Raw genomic sequence first — 17,279 nt, 5'->3', positions numbered from 1 at the left:
ACCGTATTCTCACTATATATTATCAATATTGATAATTTCTTAATATATATAATAAAAAAATGGTACATCTCGAATATAATCCGGTGTAAAATAACATGACTAATAGTATTGTTATCGGCTAACTTCTTCATCATTGGTACTGAAAAAGTTAGGAGTTGATCATCTTTATGGTTTTCATTACGTGTAGACCATAGAAAGCGTGGCCTAGATCATCTACAATAGCGGGTAAACAATTAACAGTGGTGTGGTTATACTGCTGAAAAAATAATTAGCAATGTGAGCAATGTAGTTAAGCACAATGACCCTATTAGCATTAGGCATCAATCATAAAACGGCACCGGTGGCCTTGCGTGAGCGAGTGGCTTTCGGACCAGAAAAAATTGACCATGCACTTGAGGAGTTACTAAAACAGCCCCAAGTTAGCGGTGGCGTCGTGCTGTCGACCTGTAATAGAACCGAACTGTATTTGAGTCTTGAATCACAAGAGCGTGCTCAAGAGCAACTGATCCAGTGGTTATGTGAGTTTCACGATATCAACGATCATGATTTGAAACCAAGTTTGTATTGGCACGAAGGTGATCGCGCGGTTAGCCATCTGATGCGAGTAGCTAGTGGTTTAGATTCTTTAGTTCTCGGTGAACCTCAAATTCTCGGTCAGGTCAAAAAAGCGTTCGCACTTTCACAAGATAATCATTCTTTGTCGAGTGAACTAGAGCGTTTGTTCCAAAAATCATTTTCTGTCGCAAAACGTGTTCGTACCGAAACAGAGATCGGTGCGAATGCGGTTTCTGTTGCTTTTGCTGCCTGTACTTTAGCAAGGCAAATCTTTGAGTCACTTAAACACCTGAATATATTGTTAGTAGGGGCGGGCGAAACGATCGAATTAGTGGCTCGTCACTTACGTGAACATGGTGTACAGAAAATGATGATAGCAAACCGTTCTCGTGAAAGAGCTGAGCTATTAGCCAATGAGGTTAATGCGGAAGTGATCACACTACCTGACATTGATACTCGGCTGGCGCAAGCGGATATTGTTATCAGCTCAACGGCAAGCCCATTACCGATTATTGGTAAAGGGATGGTCGAAAGAGCAATGAAAATCCGTCGTAGTAAACCAATGTTATTAATCGATATTGCGGTTCCTCGCGATATTGAACCCGATGTTGAAAAGCTTAGGGATGTTTATCTGTATACAGTGGATGACCTTGAGTCGATTATTCAGCAAAACTTAGCTCAGCGTAAAGCAGCAGCGGTTGAAGCGGAATTTATCGTTGAACAAGAAAGCAGCCATTTCATGGATTGGTTGCGCTCGCAAGCCGCAGTGTCTACAATTCGCGATTACAGAGCGCAGGCTGAGGCAATCCGCGCGGGTATGACAGAAAAAGCACTCGCGGCGATTAGTCAGGGTGCAGACCCTGAACAAGTTATCACACAACTTACCCAACAATTGACCAACCGCCTGATCCATGCACCGACTAAATCTTTACAGCAAGCCGCTGGAGATGGTGATATGGAACGTCTGAATCTACTTAGGGACAGCTTAGGGCTGAACCATCAATAACCACATTTTAATTATGGGTCTGATATAACGAATGAAGCCTTCTATTGTCGCAAAACTGGAAGCATTACAGGAACGCTATGAAGAAATTCAAGCACACCTTGCCGATGCAGGTGTGATTGCTGATCAAGGGCGCTTCCGAGCCCTTTCAAAAGAGTATGCTCAACTGACAGATGTCGCTAAATGTTTTTCAGCGTGGCGAACTGTACAGGAAGATATCGAAACAGCAGAAATGATGTTAGATGATCCTGAAATGAAAGAAATGGCTCAGGAAGAGCTGAAAGAAGCTAAAGAGCGCAATGAAGAGCTTGAACAACAATTACAATTGTTGTTGCTGCCAAAAGATCCTGATGACGAATATAACTGCTTCTTAGAGATCCGCGCAGGAGCTGGCGGCGATGAAGCGGCTATTTTTGCCGGCGATTTATTCCGTATGTATAGCCGTTATGCAGAAGCTAACCGTTGGCGTGTCGAGCTAATGAGCACGAGTGATGGTGAACACGGTGGCTATAAAGAGGTTATCGCCAAGATTTCTGGTGAGAGTGTTTATGGACGCTTGAAATTCGAATCTGGTGGTCATCGTGTGCAGCGTGTGCCAGAAACGGAATCTCAGGGACGTATCCATACTTCAGCTTGTACAGTGGCCATCCTTCCTGAATTGCCTGAGGCTGAACTGCCAGAGATCAATCCAGCTGATTTACGTATCGATACCTTCCGTTCTTCCGGTGCGGGTGGACAGCACGTTAACACCACCGATTCGGCAATCCGTATTACGCATATTCCAACTGGCATTGTGGTTGAATGTCAGGATGAGCGTTCACAACATAAAAACAAAGCCAAAGCGATGTCTGTATTAGGTGCGCGTATTCGACAAGCTGAAATGGATAAACGTCAAGCAGCAGAAGCTTCAGAGCGCCGTAACCTTTTAGGTTCGGGTGATCGTTCTGACCGTATTCGAACTTATAACTTCCCACAAGGTCGGGTCACGGATCATCGTATCAACCTGACACTTTACCGTTTAGATGAAGTGATGGAAGGAAAACTTGATGGGCTGATTCAGCCAATTATTAATGAATATCAAGCAGATCAACTTTCTGCATTGTCTGAGCAAGACTAATGCAATACGGCGAATGGGTGAATCAAGCGGTTGCGAGATTGTCGAGCAGTGACAGTGCGAAGCGAGATGCTGAAATTCTGCTCCAACATATTACAGGGCAGAGTCGTAGTTTTATTTTTGCATTTGCAGAAACGACCTTAACACCCGAGGAGTATCAAGCTCTCGAAGCATTATTGAGCCGCCGTGAACAAGGTGAACCCATTGCCTATATTATCGGTGAGCGCGAATTCTGGTCTTTGCCTTTATTTGTCTCACCAGCTACTTTGATTCCGCGTCCTGATACTGAATGCCTTGTTGAACAGGCTTTATCAAGACTACCTCCTCAAAGTTGTCGTATTCTTGACCTCGGTACAGGAACGGGGGCTATAGCGCTAGCGCTTGCTTCTGAACGCTTAGATAGCTCAGTTGTTGGTGTTGATTTTAACCCTGAGGCCGTGTCTTTAGCACAACGAAACCAACAACGTCTCGCCATTGATAATGTGCAGTTTTTACAAAGCAATTGGTTTTCCTCACTTTCTTCACAACATTTTGATATGATTGTGAGCAATCCACCTTATATCGATGAAAATGATCTCCATTTACAACAAGGTGATGTAAGATTTGAACCTTTAACTGCATTAGTGGCAGATAATCAAGGACTGGCAGATTTAGATCATATTGTCTCTAAATCGAGAGAATACCTAAGCCAGCAGGGTTGGTTGCTTGTTGAACATGGATGGCAGCAAGGTGTGGCAGTTCGTGAGTTGTTCAAACAGTATGGTTATAGCAATATCGAAACCTGCCAAGATTATGGCGGTAGAGATAGAATTACGCTTGGGCAGTGGAATAAAGCAGTGGAAAGGTAATGAAAACCATAGCAAATATTGAATTTAACAAAATACCTTTGAGCGAAGGTATTATGATTGTCTCCCAAAGCATTCGTGTCGATTTTCCTCTTATGCAAGTACAGGCTCAGTTGGATAGTCTCGTGGAGGCCGCTAAGACTGCTATTGATGTGAAAGCGGATAATGAAAGTAAAATTAACCAATTATTGATGCTTTTTTATCGTCAATGGCAATTCGGTGGGGCAGATGGCATTTATGCACTATCTGATATGCTGTGGTTAGATAAAGTTTTATCTTCCAAACGAGGCACACCAGTTTCATTAGGCTCGATTTTCCTTTATATCGCTGAAAAACTAGAAATCGATATTGAACCAGCGGTATTTCCAACACAGCTGTTATTATCAGCTCAAAAAAATGATGGCTCACAATGGTTTATTAATCCAGTTAATGGTGAAACGCTAACTTGGCATACACTAAATTTATGGATGAAAGGAACGGTTGATCCCTATTCTGAACTAGAAGATGACCAGCTCGATGTGGCTGAAAATAGTGTGATCATCCGTAAATTATTTGACACGCTAAAAGCCTCTTTAATGGAAGAGAAGAAAATGGAATTAGCGTTAAAAGTGTGTGAAACATTATTAACGTTAGACCCTGAAGATCCTTATGAAATTCGTGACCGTGGATTAATTCTCGCACATCTAGATTGTAATCATGTAGCACTGAATGATTTAAACTATTTTATTGAGCACTGCCCAGAAGATCCTATTTCTGAAATGATTAAAATTCAGATATATTCATTAGATAATCTTCCAGTAGTGTTACATTAATTTATGCACAGACAGCAAACTGTCTCGATATGAAAGGTAACAGCATGCAACAAAAAATGGTCAGCATTGGCGATATCAAAGTCGCAAACGATCTTCCGTTTGTTCTTTTTGGTGGAATGAATGTCCTCGAGTCCCGCGATATGGCAATGCAAGTGTGCGAACATTATGTGACGGTGACACAAAAATTAGGCATTCCTTATGTCTTTAAGGCATCGTTCGATAAAGCTAACCGTTCATCAATTCATTCATATCGTGGCCCAGGCCTTGAAGAGGGAATGAAAATCTTTCAAGAATTGAAAGAAACCTTTGGTGTGAAAATCATTACTGACGTGCATGAACCATCACAAGCGCAACCAGTTGCAGAAGTTGTTGATGTGATTCAACTGCCTGCTTTTTTAGCCCGTCAAACAGACCTTGTTGCGGCAATGGCAAAAACTGACGCGGTGATCAACATTAAAAAACCACAATTCATTAGCCCTGGTCAGATGGGCAATATTGTTGAAAAGTTCATTGAAGGTGGTAATGACAAAATTATTTTATGTGACCGAGGTTCTAACTTTGGGTACGATAATTTAGTTGTTGATATGCTTGGCTTTAACGTTATGATGCAAGCATCAAATGGTTGCCCTGTCATTTTTGATGTCACGCACTCCTTACAATGCAGAGACCCGTTTGGAGCCGCGTCAGGTGGTCGCCGTGCTCAAGTTGCTGAACTCGCTAGAGCGGGTATGGCGGTTGGTCTTGCTGGGTTATTCCTTGAAGCGCATCCAGATCCAGATAATGCACGTTGTGATGGCCCATCAGCATTACCTTTGGCTAAATTAGAGCCATTCTTACAGCAAGTTCAAGCGATCGATTCGTTAGTGAAAAGTTTTCCAGAGCTAGATACTAGCCGTTAATCCTAATCTATTATGCAGCTTAACCAAGTTGTGACCATGTTCGGCGCTGATCTTCAGCGCCGTTACGGTGAAAAAATTCATAAAATAACGCTTCATGGTGGTTTTAATTGCCCGAATCGCGATGGAACGCTAGGACGCGGTGGCTGTACTTTTTGTCATGTTGCCTCTTTTTCTGATGAAAGCCAGTCAACTCAATCTATTTGCGAACAAATTCGCCATCAAGTCTCCAAGATCACCCGAGCCAATCGCTACCTTGCCTATTTTCAAGCTTATACCAGTACTTATGCTGAAGTTTGTATCTTAAAACAGTTATATGAAGAAGCGCTGAAGCAGGTTGACATCGTTGGCTTGTGCGTAGGTACACGCCCTGACTGTGTGCCTGATGAGGTTTTAGCTTTACTCAACAGTTATCGTGAGCAAGGTTATGAAATTTGGTTAGAACTAGGATTACAAACCGCGCATGATAAAACATTGCATCGTATTAACCGAGGGCATGGTTTTTCTGAATATCAACAAACAGCGGTGAAGGCACGGAAGCTGGGGCTCAAAGTCTGTACCCACCTTATTTGTGGTTTACCCAATGAAACTGCGCAAATGAATATGCAAACCTTAGAAAAGGTACTGGATTGCGGTACTGATGGTATTAAATTACACCCGTTGCATATTGTCGATGGTAGTATTATGGCAAAAAGCTGGCTTGCAGGACGTATAGAGCCGATTGCATTAGATGATTACACACACATTGCGGGAGAAATGATCCGGCATACGCCAGTCGATATTATTTATCATCGTATCTGTGCGAGTGCGCGACGACCCACGTTATTGGCTCCTCAATGGTGTGAAAACCGCTGGTTGGGAATGAATCACCTATATCAATACTTGTTGACGAATGGCGGTCAAGGTTCTGCGCTATAAGCGTCATTTTGGTATCGTCTAAGATTAAGTATGTTAATTATTGAGACTGATCATTGTGTTATCCATGATACATCGTGTGATGGGCGATTAAGGATGGCAAGTTGTTTCAAATTATATGTAGCTTATTAATAAATAAGCAAAAATGTATAGTTAATATAAATTCAGTTTAAAATTGCAGTGTCACAATGAAAGTGACTGCATGTCGTCTTAATCATGAGCAAATGACATACTCGCCATTGACCTGCAATGGCGAGTTATTAAGCCTAGTGTTGTGGATTATTTAACTCTTCTAGCGCTTTATCAATAGAGTTATGGAAACTCAGTACGCCTTCAATCGGCGTTACACGTGCACGGGCCAAAGTTTTTAATGGCTGGAATGGAATATCACAAATAACAATGTGAGTATCTTTTTTTACTAGGTCGATAAACTTCTGGAATGCTTCTAAACCACCGGCATCAAGTACAGGAACGGCATCCCATTGCATAACGATCGTTTCATAACCTTCACTTTTGACTCTTAATTCATCAAAAATACGTTCTGCCGCAGCAAAAAATAAGGGGCCATTGACGCGTACGACTAAACGACTTTTTGTTTCATCGGTTTCCGGTAGCTCACTAATTCGGGTCATATTCGCGATACGGCGCATAAACAATAAAGAGGCAAGAACAATCCCTACCGTAATAGCAATAACCATATCAAATAGAACCGTTAAAGACATACACAGAAGTAAAACGATGATGTCATCTTTAGGTGCTCTACGAATAAGGTCGATGACTTTTCGCGCCGAGCTCATATTCCAAGCGACCATCAATAATAAGGATGACATTGCAGCCAAAGGCAGGTAAGAAAGCATTGGTGCCAGTACTAATAAAGTCATTAATACTAATAGCGAATGAATGACTGAAGAGATTGGTGAAGTGGCGCCCGCGCGGACGTTGGCTGCTGAACGCGCAATCGCGGCGGTTGCTGTGATCCCACCAAAGAATGGGGCGGCAATATTACCAAAACCTTGTCCAATAAGTTCACTGTTTGAATGGTGTTTTTTACCGGTCATATTATCCAGAACCACGGCACAAAGTAGTGACTCAATCGCACCTAGCACAGCCATGGAAAAAGCGGCAGGCATCAAGGCGGTAATCATTGACCAGCTAATAGGGGCACTTCCGGGAAGCTCCCAAGGTAAAATAAATTGAGGCAAAATAGGTGGAATACCATTACCTTCAGTCCCATCAGGTAATAAGTAACTAAATTGGGAACCAATGGTCGCGACTTGTTTATCAAACAGCGATAAACCCCACATAACCAGTGTTCCAGCCACTAAAGCTGGTAAGTGACCCGGTAACTTTAAACCCAGCTTTGGCCAGTAAATCAGTACCAGTAGTGTGATTATGCCGATCAAGGTATCACTGTATTGCAATGTTGGTAAGGCATTGACCAGTGCAACTACTTTATCAACATAGTTTTCTGGTACATGGGCCATCTGCAAGCCAAAAAAATCTTTAACTTGCATAGTCGCAATAGTGATGGCGATACCAGAGGTAAAGCCTAATGTTACAGAAACAGGAATATATTCGATAAATTTACCGAAACGAGCAAATCCCATTGCCAGCAAAATAATTCCTGACATTAAAGTGGCAACCAGTAGCCCACTTAAACCGAATTGTTGGGAAACAGGATATAAGATCACCACGAAAGCAGCGGTAGGCCCAGAAACGCTATAACGTGAGCCACCAGTAATGGCGATAATAATACCTGCTATGGCCGCAGTATATAGGCCATACTGTGGTGGAACACCACTGGCAATAGCAAGCGCCATTGCTAAGGGAATAGCAATGATTCCAACCGTAATCCCTGCAATTAAATCTTTAATAAAACGAGCAAAAGTGTATTTTTCTTTCCAACATGAATCTATAAGAGCGCTAAAAGGGCGCAAACGATTAATTTTTTTTGTACTCATTGTACCCCACCAAAATAACAGGGTTAAATAACGGAAAATAGAGACCAAAGGATACGCCGAACTCACACAAAAAAGTCTGTTATGTGTCAATGAATTCGCAATTATCATAACGTTTACAGTGACAAAAGTAAAAAAACCTACGAATATTCGGCATTGAACTATCTAAAAAGGGATCCTTAAGATTTTATATTATTGTGATAACCGTTTTTAAATAACACGGCTGATGAATTAAATTTAATTATTGATTAGTCATCAATATTGAAATTAATAGCCAACCCCACGCACTAATGACAAAGACAAGGGCGTAGTTGAAGAGTTTTTTTGTTCCAATCCAACGCTGTTCCATAGACAAAGCATGTTGATTTTTCTTGAAAAGAAACTGTAGAGCTAGGTCAAAATGATGAGCATCGGGGGTTTGGTATAATACTTTAAAGAGATGGTTATCTAAACTGAGTCTAAAAATATAATAATGACTAATAATAAAAAAGACAGTTCCTAAAAAGAAATAAAGATGCTGTGTAAATGAATCGATAAATAAGATTAGTTGGCAAATAAAAGCGAGTAATGATGCGCAACATAAATAACGCCAACTTGCTGTAAAAATAATCATTACATCGCCACATTGCTTATTGGATAAATGACTCATAATTGCACCCGTTTTGAATAATATTGTTGGTACCAATAATGTAATTGCTCAAGAGTTGCAGCATTGAGGATCACTTGTGGCCTAGCCTGCATGACTTGTTCAATGGCATCTTCAATGCTAACAGCACTACGGCGATGGACTAGCCATGCAACGGCGACTGTCGCACTACGTGAGTAACCGAGTTTACAATGGACATAAACCACGCCATTTTGGGCTAGCGCATCCATTGTCGACATGGCTCGTTCAATATCAGCGGCACTCAGTGGTAACAAATCTATTTGCGGTTGGCTACAGTAAGTTAAGCCGCGACTATAAGAATTACGAGGCCATTCGCAAGTCATGTCGAAAACGGACTGAGCTGACAAATGATACAGTGGGCGTCCTCCCAAAATAAGTTGTTCATTGACTTGGCTGGGTTGCCGACATGCTTTTGCATAGTAATGATAGGTAGCAATAGCAATTAATCGGTAAGGGAGAAGCAATACCCAAGCGGAAGGGGAGATTTGGCCTTCGGGAGTCTTTTGAAATACGGAGGCACCGCACCCGAGATAACCTAATGAAACCATAAATAAGGCAATAGCAGGCCATAAAAATAGCCATGCAGCCCCTTGAATAATAAAAGCCAATAGTAGGCAGGTGACAGCACCTAAGCCATAGTTAATGGTCATCTTTAAGCTGCGGCGGCTTACTGTGTAGTTCCAATGCCACTTGCTGTCGATTGGCAAAAAATAACTGATCAGGATTCCAACAGCAAAGCCAGTGATGACATCAATAAAATGGTGCTGCCATGTTGTGAGGACAGAAACTAATATGAATAGTGACCAGCCATGCAGTAACCACCGCCATTTTGTTGGGGTATGAGCACGAAAGCGTAACCATAATAGCCATAATAAAATAATGTGTAATGAGGGCGCTTGGTTATAGGGAAGATCAAATAATTCAAGGCTCTCAAACATCCAACCGGCTATTCCACTCGTGTCCGGTCGAGAAAAGCTAAATTTTAAGGGGAATAATAGAAAACCAATACAAGCAGTTAATGATGCGACTATTAAACGGATTCCATGGATCTTTTGTTCTCTTAATGAAGTACAAATAAAAAGAGATAGGCCATAAAAAAGGTCAATACTCCAATAAGGAATAATAGTCCAAGATAAAAAAGGAATGTGCTGTTCCCAAGAATATACGTAAGAAGGGACGTTTGTTAATGTGGCAGTATAAGTATTAACTTGTCCATAGGTAAGGAAGAAAAAAGGGGCTAAAAAGAGCAACCAAATAAAAGCGTATAACCCAATTTTTCGTCGTGAAGTAGGAGGTAAAGGCTGATGTGAGGTTGTCATTAGTCTGTCCATCTATGTCCATTTTTGTCCATTTTGTTGTGTATTCTTATGGGAAATACAGGATTTATGCGTTGTGGCGGTACATAAGGCGTTATTATAGCGCCAGAAGTCTAGGACTCTTTAATTAATCAAGACATAAGGTGAACGAAGTCACCTTATTTATCAAAGAGAATCGCTGAAATAGGGATTATCGGCGTCGTGCAATAGAAACGCTAAATATTCCCCAGTTATCAATTAGCTGATTAAGTTTTTCGAAACCGGCATCCGCAACAAGTGAATCCATTTCACCTTGGCTACGGCAACGCATGACCCAAGCTTGACCACCTTGATGGCTTGGTAATACACGAGCAATCATTTCAACTTGTGGATGCCATGGTTGGCAAGTGTAGATAAGCAATCCACCGGAAGGAATGGCGCGGGATAAACCATTTAAAGAGGCACGAATTAAATGATTATCAGGGAAAAGTTCATATAAACCACTGACAATACCTAGTGTTGGGGCAGGGGTAATGGCGGCTAAGTTATCGGCATCGAAAGCATTACCTTCTTCAAAAGACGCTTTATCTTCAAGATAGCGCTCTTTGATATGTAGTCGTCCTTGTTCAACGTTAACAGGGCTGTAATCACGTAGGAGGACCGATTCTACCTTGCTATAGTCATTGATGGCATCGAAGATATAGCGCCCTTGTCCTGCTGCAATATCTAAAATACGTACGGGCTGGTGGTTATCATTGAGGTCACGGATAGCTTGTCTGATCATGTTCTCTATATTGATTTTGCGTTGGCGGATCCCTTGCCAGCCGATGCTATCAAGATATTGTCTATCGATGATGCGACCAAATAAGCCGTTACCTTGAGCCTTATCGCGATAAATGTAGTCAAGGGTAGAGCCTGAATCGAAACCTTTATCATAACCTATACGTATGCCTTCTGAAGCTTTACCTAGCGTACTCATAGACTTGCTAAGTAGTTTATAACCTAGATGTTTAGGGTTCCAGAGGGGGAGTGGTTGAGTAAGTTCGCGATAAGCGTCAGCACTCACGCTCCAAGTATCTTCATATTGATAATTATGTCGGTAATGAGGTAATGAAAAGAGTTTATCTATAAATTCACGGATTTTAGCGATAGGTATATGACGTTCTTTTTCCCCGAGCGTGTCGTGGTAAAAGTTTGCTAATACATGTTTTTCTTTGATCGGGGTGTTTAAACGTTCATAGAATTGATGCTGGGGTTTATGGTGTACAACGTGATCGCTACCGGAAATGAACAATTGTGTCGGTAGCGTAATTGCACCGGCATCGGCAACGACTCTATCAGCCGTTTTATATAATTCGAGCAAAATGTTGACAGCAATAGGGCGTGTAATTAATGGATCTCGATTAAAAGAATCAATACGTTTTTGATCATGAGTTAAAAATTTTGCTTTAACATAGGAGTTGACATAAAACAGGCCACGCATTTTTTGCATTAAAGCAAGCCCAGTACGAGCAAAAGGAACGTATAGCTTAACCTTGAACGCGGGAGATGCAAGGATCATTCCCCGAATGGGTGGCGCATAGTCATGCACCCAAGTAGACACTAATACAGCTCCAACACTTTGGCCGATAACAATAATATTTTCTAATGGAATTTGATATTGAGTGGAAATATAGCGAATAAACTCATCAACATCATGAATTGATGTACCTAAAGAGGGACTGTAACCGCGAGGGCCATCATTACGGCCGTGTCCCCGAGCATCCCAGGCAAACATGGCATAGTCGGGTAAATTTAATTCATCGACAAGATGAGCGACTCGCCCAGAGTGTTCATGCCCTCGGTGAAATAAAATAATCGCTTTATCTGTTGATTGTTCTGTTGGCCAATAGCGATAAAACAAAGAAGTGCGGTCACTGGTGATAAATTGTGATTCAACGACAGGGCGTTGAGTCGCATAGTCTTCCTGAATATTCATGGAGTTTCCTTATTATGCGCCACTTTTGTGCTGAGTTCATTCAGAGCTTTGCGGGTACGGTTATAGCAGGTATAAAGCAACAATAAAGAAAGGAGAGCAAATACCATGGTAAACCAGTTTGTGGTCATCAGTTGTGGGAATAACGCGATAACGAGTCCAAATGTCCCAAAAATAAAAGCACGGTCACTTTTACCTATAGGGCCATCATAACGTCGTGAAGCTCCTATAGCTTGAGCCACGACACCAATAAATTCAGTTAAGATAGAAAGAAAGAGGAGCAGTAATATCCACCCAAAACTATGAGGAAATAGTAGGACAAAGGGAAAATACAATGCGATATCGGAAACAACATCACCGATTTCATTTAACATTGCGCCAAGATGGCTTTTTTGATGATATTCACGAGCAAGCATACCATCAATGGCATTTAAGGCCATTCGAATGAATAATACAAAGGGTAATAGAATAAATAAGTGTGGATTTGGAAAAATAAACAGTAGTGCGCCGACTAAAATCGATAACAGCATTGCAGCAAGCGTTACCTGATTTGCTGTTACACCAGCGTCATAAAGTTTTTTAACGATAGGGCGTAGCAGGTTCTGAAATTTGGGTTTCAGATCGTAAATTGTCATCCATTCATCCTTGCTAATCACAACCATTATGTTGCAAATATACACTATATCAATACGCTATTATCTTTCTACCGCAATAAGATCTATCCTAAGTTAGTGCCTTGATGGGGGACTCAACAAGATTAAATTTCAGTGTGAGCGTTATTAATAATTTGATATTAAATGATATTTTATATCCGTTAAACAAAAGAGTTGTTTTCAAATTTGTCAAATATAATCATGTCGCTGCTTGTGAGCAAGATCATCATTCAATCTTAAATGTTATCAGAGTGTAGAATAGATTGATGCTATTTTGACAGGTAGACATAATGAAATAATAAGGTGAAGGGGGTGTTTAATTAATAATAAGTTGAAGAACACCGATAAAATCAAAATCCTCCAGCCTGTTTAATCATATTCATTATTGTGCCGATGAAGGATAGATAGGTAAGGTAGCTATTCTGCTATCTGGCATGAATAAAATGTAAGACATAAAAAAACATCTTAATAGAAGATGTTTTTTCGAAAAGATGGAAGAATAAGTTAATTTTAACCGTGACTTTATTGTTTAAATTAGCGGTTCATCAATCACATATTTATTCGCAATATTTAATCTCATTCGTTTAAATTGGCTCGGTGTCATGGTCGTCATTTCTTTAAATTTTCGACAAAAAGCACTGTGGTCTGCGTATGCACATTTGATGGATATTTCAGTAATTGAATGGTCTTCTTCAAGTAATTCTATAGCATGTTCTAGGCGTTTTTTTTGAATATATTGTTGAGGGGTAATGTTAAACACCGCTTTAAATTGACGATTAAGCTGTGATAATGATAAACCTGATATGTCGGCAAGCGTTGTTATTTTGATCGGGGTATCAAAATGGTGACTAATAAATTTTTCAACTTGATCTAACTGTTTATTTAATTTTTGGCTTACTGACTTTTCGTCTTGTAAATCAACAGAAATCCCTGCTACACCAATAACGTGGTTATGGGTATTGAAAATAGGGACTTTCGTCGTAACACACCAACCTAGCATTCCAGCTTTATAAAGATGTAACTCCAGTTTATTAATAACACTAATTTTTTTCTGCATCACAAGATAATCTTGTGAACTGTAACTGCGGCCTAATTCAGAATGAAAGATGTCTTCGGTACGTTTTCCAATGACGTCATCAACACTATTCATTTTACAACGCTTAGCGAGATTTTCATTCGCAAGAAGATATTTTGCATTTTCATCTTTAACAAAAAAAGTGACATTCGGTAATGTATTAATTAACGGCATGACGAGACCGAGGTGATTTAATAATATTTCAATATTATCAACGGGAAACAGCATATTTTCCTGACTAATTAACAGCAATTTATTTAAATTAATCATGCGGCCTCCGGCAGGTTCAACAAATGTGATTAGTTCTCTGAAATATTTTTATATTGTGCTGAATTGCGCATCAGTGTGCACGAAAGATATCAAGAATCTTTAACAATAATCAAGCATTCTGTTAACAATTAATGTGAACAGAGGATGTGATATGCACAAGCGTTATACACAAATTGAGGTAATTGACTCCCATACGGCAGGTGAACCAACGCGATTAGTCATTGACGGTTTTCCTGATCTTGGTAACGACAGTATGGCATCGCGTTTACAACGATTAAAAAACGAATATGACCCATGGCGTACGGCCACCATACTTGAGCCGCGTGGCAATGATATTTTAGTTGGCGCACTACTTTGTCAGCCGCAAAACCCACAAGCCGCTGCGGGCGTTATATTTTTTAATAACGAAGGTTATTTAGGCATGTGTGGACATGGAACGATTGGCCTTGTGGCTTCTTTAGCTTACCTCGGAAAAATAACAGTGGGTGAGCACAGGATTGAAACACCGGTTGGTGATGTGCAGGCAACATTACATGCTGACGGAAGTGTGAGTATTCAAAACGTTTACTCCTATCGCTATCGCAAAGCTGTCAGCGTGAATGTTCCGGAAGTCGGCATTGTGACAGGGGATATTGCATGGGGAGGAAATTGGTTTTTTCTTGTTGAGCAATCGCCATTAGCAATTCATCACCGTAATAGCAAAGCATTGACGGAAATTTGCCTGAAAATCAAATCAGCGTTAGCCGAGCAAAATATCTATGGAAAAGATGGTCAAGAGATTGATCACATTGAACTTTTCGCTCCTCATTCACAAGCAGATAGCCAAAGTTTTGTATTGTGCCCTGGTGGTGCGTATGACCGTTCCCCTTGCGGTACTGGTACCAGCGCTAAACTCGCTTGTTTAGCCGCAGATGGAAAACTCAATGAAGGGGCACTTTGGCATCAGGCAAGTGTGATTGGGAGCCAATTTGAAGCCAGTTATCTCTGGGCCGATGGTAATGGCATCATCCCAACGATTCGAGGGACGGCATATATTAGCGGTCGTAATACCTTGCTCATTGATGAAGAAGACCCGTTTCGCTGGGGGATCACGGCTTCGTGAGAGGTGCCTATGGACAAAAAATATTCCGTTATTGTGGTTGGTGGCGGCATTATTGGATTAAGTATCGCGCTTACGCTACAGGCCGATGATATCGATGTTTTGCTTGTGGAAAAAGATCATATTGGTGCTGGTGCTTCATTTGGTAATGCGGGGCATATCGCGACTGAACAAGTATTTCCTGTCGCCGACCCAGCGATTTTAAAAGCGATTCCGGCAATGCTATTTGATCCTCTTGGTCCTTTGCGTTTGGATTGGCGCTACCTATTGCCCTTAACACCGTGGTTATTGCGTTTGTTAGGTAATATGCGCCATAAGCCTTTCATGCATATTCATCATGCACTTTCTACGATTAATGGTGTAGCACTTGCCGCATGGCAAGAATTCAGCGCCCAATGGCAATTAACCGAGTTAGTCAAAATTCAGGGGTCTTTATTAGTCGTTGAAAAAGAAGCCTCCGGTGAAAAGTTACAAAAGCAAGGTGAATATCTCAATTCAATAGGGGTTAGTAATCAATGGTTGAGCCAAGCGCAATTGTTAGCACGTGAGCCAGGGCTTGCGAACAACCAATTGGGCGGGCTCTACTATCCGGATACTGGCCATGTTGTCGACTTAAAAGCGTTACACACTAAATTAACCGAGCATTTTGTGAGATTAGGTGGTGAAGTGCTCTCTCAATGTGAAGTGACTGCCATTCACTCTCCCTCAAGTGAGCGCGTCATTTTAACGACAACCAAAGGGCAGTTAGTTGCTAAACAGGTCGTTATTTCAGGTGGTGCCTTTTCTAAATCATTAGTGAACATGGTCAGTCGTATTCGCGTGCCACTTGAAACTGAACGTGGGTATCACTTAATGCTACCGAATGAAACGGATCGCTTGAGCATACCTGTCTCAAGTTTAGATAGACGTTTTATCATGACGCCAATGAAGGGGGGGTTACGTCTTGCTGGCACCGTTGAGTACGCAGGATTAAAACGTCCTGCCAATATGCAACGTGCCCGCCATTTTATTCCTCTTGCTAACCCCATGCTTAAAACTCCACTTAATGAAAACCAACGTACTGAGTGGATGGGGTTTCGCCCCACGCTATCCGATTCTTTACCAGTTATTGATAAAAAAGGACCTTACATTTTTGCTTTTGGCCATCAACATTTAGGGCTAACTCAATCGGCAATCACCGCCAAAATCGTGCATTGCTTGTTTAAAAAACAACCGACACCAATCGATTGTTCCCCTTATTCAATTGAGCGTTTTATTTAATATTTTAAGGAGATTTAATATGAATTTTCATGGCATCGTCGTTCCAATTGTGACACCTTTTCATGATGATTATTCTTTAAATATCAGTGGATTGGCTAAGTTAACCGAAACGTTAATCGAAAAGGGGGTATCTGGCCTAGTCGTCTGTGGTACGACTGGAGAATACTACGCATTAAGTGAAGAGGAACGTGAAACAGTTCTTAAGACAGTAAGTAAAATCGCCAAAGGACGAGTCACTCTAATTGCGGGTATTAATGACTTATCTACCGAAGGAGCGATTAAACGAGCGCATCAAGCGGAATCCTTAGGTTACGAAGGATTGATGCTGTCGCCTCCTCCCTATAGCTTGCCTGATCAACAGGGTGTGATCGCGCATTATGAAAAAGTCGCTTTAGCAACGCCATTGCCGATCATCATGTATAACTTCCCTGCTCGAATTGGTATTGAAATTGAATATGACACCGTAGTGCATTTATCTAAAGTTCAAAATATTGTCGCCATTAAAGAAAGTAGTGGGGATTTCAGTCGAGCGCTACGCTTATTGCAAACCCCGTTTGACAATTTTGAAGTGATTTGTGGGTGTGATGACCAACCCGTTGATTTTTTCTTTTGGGGAGCGAAAAGCTGGATTGCAGGTGCTGGAAATGTCTTTCCAGCAGAGCAAGTCGCTATTTATAACGCGGCACAGCAAGGTGATTGGTCAACAGCAAAACGCATCATGTCCGAGATTTATCCTGCCATTTATTCAATGGAGTCGGGAGATTATAACCAGAAAGCCAAAGCCGGTTGTATCAAGGGCACTGTTGATGTTGGCCCAGTAAGAATGCCGCTATCAAATATCTCACCACAGCAACAACGTGATTTTCTCGCTCTGATTAAATAAGGAG

General features: G+C 41.3%; 15 protein-coding genes. 9 read left to right on the top strand and 6 right to left on the bottom strand.

Annotated elements, in window-relative coordinates:
* Positions 1-298: 298 nt before the first annotated feature.
* Genes hemA through ACWPW6_RS10600 form a run of 6 tightly spaced genes read left to right on the top strand, consistent with a single transcriptional unit; the run spans position 299 to position 6,143 of the window.
* Positions 299-1,561 (top strand): glutamyl-tRNA reductase, encoded by a 1,263-nt coding sequence (hemA, locus tag ACWPW6_RS10625; protein WP_154623341.1) that lies wholly within the window; start codon positions 299-301, stop codon positions 1,559-1,561.
* Positions 1,562-1,592: 31 nt separating this feature from the next.
* Positions 1,593-2,675, top strand: a complete 1,083-nt coding sequence (prfA, locus tag ACWPW6_RS10620) for a peptide chain release factor 1 (protein WP_154623340.1) — start codon at positions 1,593-1,595, stop codon at positions 2,673-2,675.
* Entirely contained in the window at positions 2,675-3,520 is an 846-nt protein-coding gene (gene prmC, locus ACWPW6_RS10615; protein WP_249998826.1) for a peptide chain release factor N(5)-glutamine methyltransferase, read from the top strand. Before prfA ends, prmC begins: the two co-directional genes overlap by 1 nt.
* Positions 3,520-4,329 carry an invasion regulator SirB1 gene (gene sirB1, locus ACWPW6_RS10610; RefSeq protein ID WP_154623338.1) on the top strand — a complete coding sequence of 270 codons (810 nt, stop codon included), beginning with the start codon at positions 3,520-3,522 and terminating at the stop codon, positions 4,327-4,329. The genes prmC and sirB1 overlap by 1 nt, the downstream gene beginning before the upstream one ends.
* A gap of 44 nt (positions 4,330-4,373) precedes the next feature.
* A complete protein-coding gene (gene kdsA / locus ACWPW6_RS10605) occupies positions 4,374-5,228 on the top strand; it encodes a 3-deoxy-8-phosphooctulonate synthase (protein ID WP_154623337.1) in 855 nt (284 codons plus the stop codon).
* Between the two features lie 12 nt (positions 5,229-5,240).
* Entirely contained in the window at positions 5,241-6,143 is a 903-nt protein-coding gene (locus ACWPW6_RS10600) for a TIGR01212 family radical SAM protein (RefSeq protein WP_154623336.1), read from the top strand.
* 263 nt (positions 6,144-6,406) lie between these two features.
* Here ACWPW6_RS10600 and dauA read toward each other — a convergent pair whose 3' ends face one another.
* From dauA to ACWPW6_RS10570, 6 genes are all read right to left on the bottom strand, one after another.
* A complete protein-coding gene (gene dauA, locus ACWPW6_RS10595; protein ID WP_154623335.1) occupies positions 6,407-8,101 on the bottom strand; it encodes a C4-dicarboxylic acid transporter DauA in 1,695 nt (564 codons plus the stop codon).
* Positions 8,102-8,339: 238 nt separating this feature from the next.
* Positions 8,340-8,747, bottom strand: coding sequence for a hypothetical protein (locus tag ACWPW6_RS10590; RefSeq protein WP_154623334.1), 408 nt, complete (start codon positions 8,745-8,747; stop codon positions 8,340-8,342).
* On the bottom strand, positions 8,744-10,084 hold the full coding sequence (locus ACWPW6_RS10585; protein WP_249998824.1) for a phosphatase PAP2/dual specificity phosphatase family protein: 1,341 nt from the start codon (positions 10,082-10,084) through the stop codon (positions 8,744-8,746). The genes ACWPW6_RS10590 and ACWPW6_RS10585 overlap by 4 nt, the downstream gene beginning before the upstream one ends.
* A gap of 187 nt (positions 10,085-10,271) precedes the next feature.
* On the bottom strand, positions 10,272-12,038 hold the full coding sequence (locus ACWPW6_RS10580) for a bifunctional alpha/beta hydrolase/class I SAM-dependent methyltransferase (RefSeq protein ID WP_163861902.1): 1,767 nt from the start codon (positions 12,036-12,038) through the stop codon (positions 10,272-10,274).
* Positions 12,035-12,670: a CDP-alcohol phosphatidyltransferase family protein gene (locus ACWPW6_RS10575; RefSeq protein WP_154623331.1), complete on the bottom strand. Its 636-nt coding sequence runs from the start codon at positions 12,668-12,670 to the stop codon at positions 12,035-12,037. Before ACWPW6_RS10575 ends, ACWPW6_RS10580 begins: the two co-directional genes overlap by 4 nt.
* A 547-nt stretch (positions 12,671-13,217) precedes the next feature.
* Entirely contained in the window at positions 13,218-14,033 is an 816-nt protein-coding gene (locus tag ACWPW6_RS10570; RefSeq protein WP_272682964.1) for a helix-turn-helix domain-containing protein, read from the bottom strand.
* A gap of 151 nt (positions 14,034-14,184) precedes the next feature.
* Here ACWPW6_RS10570 and ACWPW6_RS10565 point away from each other — a divergent pair, with 151 nt between their 5' ends.
* The 3 genes from ACWPW6_RS10565 to dapA are packed head-to-tail and all read left to right on the top strand — an operon-like array spanning position 14,185 to position 17,275.
* Positions 14,185-15,135 carry a 4-hydroxyproline epimerase gene (locus tag ACWPW6_RS10565; protein ID WP_249998821.1) on the top strand — a complete coding sequence of 317 codons (951 nt, stop codon included), beginning with the start codon at positions 14,185-14,187 and terminating at the stop codon, positions 15,133-15,135.
* Positions 15,136-15,144: 9 nt separating this feature from the next.
* Positions 15,145-16,392: an NAD(P)/FAD-dependent oxidoreductase gene (locus ACWPW6_RS10560; RefSeq protein ID WP_154622276.1), complete on the top strand. Its 1,248-nt coding sequence runs from the start codon at positions 15,145-15,147 to the stop codon at positions 16,390-16,392.
* Positions 16,393-16,411: 19 nt separating this feature from the next.
* Positions 16,412-17,275: a 4-hydroxy-tetrahydrodipicolinate synthase gene (gene dapA / locus ACWPW6_RS10555; RefSeq protein ID WP_154622277.1), complete on the top strand. Its 864-nt coding sequence runs from the start codon at positions 16,412-16,414 to the stop codon at positions 17,273-17,275.
* Positions 17,276-17,279: the final 4 nt, after the last annotated feature.

Source organism: Providencia sp. Marseille-Q8014 (genome assembly GCF_965112055.1).
This window is presented reverse-complemented; position numbering and strand designations above follow the sequence as displayed.